At 66.5% G+C, this 2,282-nt stretch carries 3 protein-coding genes and 2 pseudogenes; 2 read left to right on the forward strand and 3 right to left on the reverse strand.

The window, feature by feature from the left end; all coding sequences use genetic code 11:
• Together JOZ00_RS07615 and JOZ00_RS07620 are read left to right on the forward strand one after the other, a co-directional pair.
• Window positions 1-178, forward strand: a pseudogene (locus tag JOZ00_RS07615) (glucose-6-phosphate isomerase); the annotation flags it as partial.
• 21 nt (window positions 179-199) lie between these two features.
• Window positions 200-385: a hypothetical protein gene (locus JOZ00_RS07620; protein ID WP_293341954.1), complete on the forward strand. Its 186-nt coding sequence runs from the start codon at window positions 200-202 to the stop codon at window positions 383-385.
• Between the two features lie 244 nt (window positions 386-629).
• Here JOZ00_RS07620 and JOZ00_RS07625 read toward each other — a convergent pair whose 3' ends face one another.
• The 3 genes and pseudogenes from JOZ00_RS07625 to JOZ00_RS07635 all read right to left on the reverse strand — a co-directional run.
• Window positions 630-1,379 carry an SDR family oxidoreductase gene (locus JOZ00_RS07625; protein WP_293341956.1) on the reverse strand — a complete coding sequence of 250 codons (750 nt, stop codon included), beginning with the start codon at window positions 1,377-1,379 and terminating at the stop codon, window positions 630-632.
• Between the two features lie 29 nt (window positions 1,380-1,408).
• Window positions 1,409-1,867 carry a zinc finger domain-containing protein gene (locus tag JOZ00_RS07630; RefSeq protein ID WP_293341959.1) on the reverse strand — a complete coding sequence of 153 codons (459 nt, stop codon included), beginning with the start codon at window positions 1,865-1,867 and terminating at the stop codon, window positions 1,409-1,411.
• A 210-nt stretch (window positions 1,868-2,077) separates the two neighbouring features.
• Window positions 2,078-2,272: pseudogene (locus tag JOZ00_RS07635) on the reverse strand (DNA-formamidopyrimidine glycosylase family protein); the annotation flags it as partial.
• Window positions 2,273-2,282: the final 10 nt, after the last annotated feature.

Here is a 2,282-nt window from a genome sequence, read left to right on the forward strand (position 1 = left end):
CGAAGGTGTCATCTGGGGCATCGACTCTTTTGACCAGTGGGGTGTCGAGCTGGGCAAGACTCAGGCCAAGGCGCTGCTTCCGGTGATCACGGCCGACGACTCGCCTGCGCCGCAGTCGGACAGCTCGACCGACGCGCTGGTTCGCCGCTACCGGACCCAGCGGGGGCGCACCAGTTAGCCGGGCGGTGTATTCGGGCTCGTGCAGCGAGGGATCCCGCCGCAGCAGTTCGTTGACGAAGAACTCGATTACGACGGCCTGAGACTGCTCCAGACGGGCATACAACCGCGGTGGCGCGCCCTGCGGCGGAAACAGGAACAGCCGCCACGTTGCCGGGTGGGCATCGACGGCCGCCAGGACGCCGTCGAACGCGAGCACCCGCGATAGCGCCAGGGCCATGGGCGTCTCACTCGACCCCCCCGATCTCATCCGCATCGCCCTGACCGCGCCCTTCATCATCGGGCGTTACAACGCCGTCAGTCAGGCAGCCGCATCCGCATGCTGCGCGACATCACCGACGCGTACGTCATCGGGCTTCTCAAGCTGCGGCTAGCGACCTACGGTAAACCCGAATTCACCAGCGACGCAGCACATTACACTCCCGCGTCACACTGATTGCCGCGCAGCCGGCTCAGGCGAAGATCTTGGTCAGCGGCGGCGGCAGCACCCGCAATATCTGCACCAGCGGACCCCATGGCCACCACGGCACCACGGCGCGTCCGGGCTCGCGCTCGATCGCGGCGACGAGCGCCTTGACGCCAGTTTCGTTGTCCACCATCAACATTGTGCTCGCCGACTTGGCCGTCATCTCCGATTCGATATAGCCCGGCTCGATCGTCGACACGGTGATGGGGCCGCCGCGGTATTCGGCACGCAGCGATTCTCCCAGTGAGGTCAGCCCGGCTTTGCTTGCGGCGTAGGCGGCCTTGACGCCGGGCACGCCCTTGTTGCCGAGCACCGAGGAAATCAGCACCAGGTGGCCCGAACCGCTCTTGGTGAACATCTCCAGAGCGGTCTCGGCCTGAACCAGCGCGGAGACCAGGTTGGTCTCGATGGTCGCTTTATTGGCCCACAGCTTGCCCGAGCCGAGCTTGGCACCCTTGCCGATGCCGGCGTTGACGACGACGCGGTCGATGCCACCGAGCTCATCGCTGAGCTCGGCGAAAACCTTCGGCACCTGCTCGTGGTCGTTGACGTCCAGCGCGGCCACCGCGATGTTGATATCCGGATATTGCTGCGACAGTTCGGCTTTCAGCTCGTCGAGCCGATCGGTGCGGCGGGCGCACAGCGCCAGGTCGCGGCCTTTGGCGGCGAAAGCGCGCGCCATCCCGGCGCCCAGGCCGGAGCTCGCGCCGGTGATGAGGATCTTCTGACGAGTCACCCGGGCAGCATAGCGAGCCAGGTAAGCGTCTATTTGAGCAGCCGCGACATCCGCCGGTCGGCCAGCACCTTGCCACCGGTCTGGCACGTCGGGCAGTACTGAAAGGACTTGTCCGCGAAGGAAACTTCCCGCACCGTGTCGCCGCAGACCGGGCAGGGCAGGCCGGTGCGGGCGTGCACCCGTAGTCCGGACCGTTTCTCGCCTTTGAGCATGGCGGCGCCCTGACCGACCGACCGGCTCACCGCATCCGTCAAAACGGACATCATCGCGTCGTGCAGGGTATTCAGCTGTTCGGCGGTCAGTTTCGCCGCGGTTGCAAACGGCGAGATCTTGGCGACATGCAGGATCTCGTCGCTGTAGGCGTTGCCGATGCCGGCGATGACCTTCTGGTCGGTGATCACGCCCTTGATCCGGCCGGTGTTTCCGGCCAGCAACCTTGCGAGGTCTCCAGCGGACAGTTGCAACGCGTCGGGGCCCAGCGCGGCGATACCGGGGACCTTCTGCGGATCGTCGACGAGCCACACCGCCAGCCGCTTCTGGGTGCCGGCCTCGGTGAGATCGAAGCCGGGCGCCTCACCTGGCGTGCCCAGGTGCACCCGCAGCGCGATCGGGCCCTTGCCGGGCCGAAGCGGCGCGGCCGCCAGTTTGTCCGACCAACGCAGCCAGCCGGCCCGCGAGAGGTGCGCGATCAAATTCAGTTCTGCGAACCGCATGCCCAGATATTTGCCCCACCGGTTCGCGCCGGTGACCGTCTGCCCGGACAACGCGGTGATCGGCGGGTCGAAGGTCTTGAGCACCGAGAACGCCGACACATCGATGCGGCCGACGGTCGATCCGACGGCGTGGCGACGCAGGTGGTCGGCGAGCGCTTCCACCTCGGGCAGTTCGGGCATGTCTTCAGTG

It is taken from the genome of Mycobacterium sp. (assembly GCF_019243155.1).
Taxonomy (GTDB): Bacteria; Actinomycetota; Actinomycetes; order Mycobacteriales; family Mycobacteriaceae; genus Mycobacterium.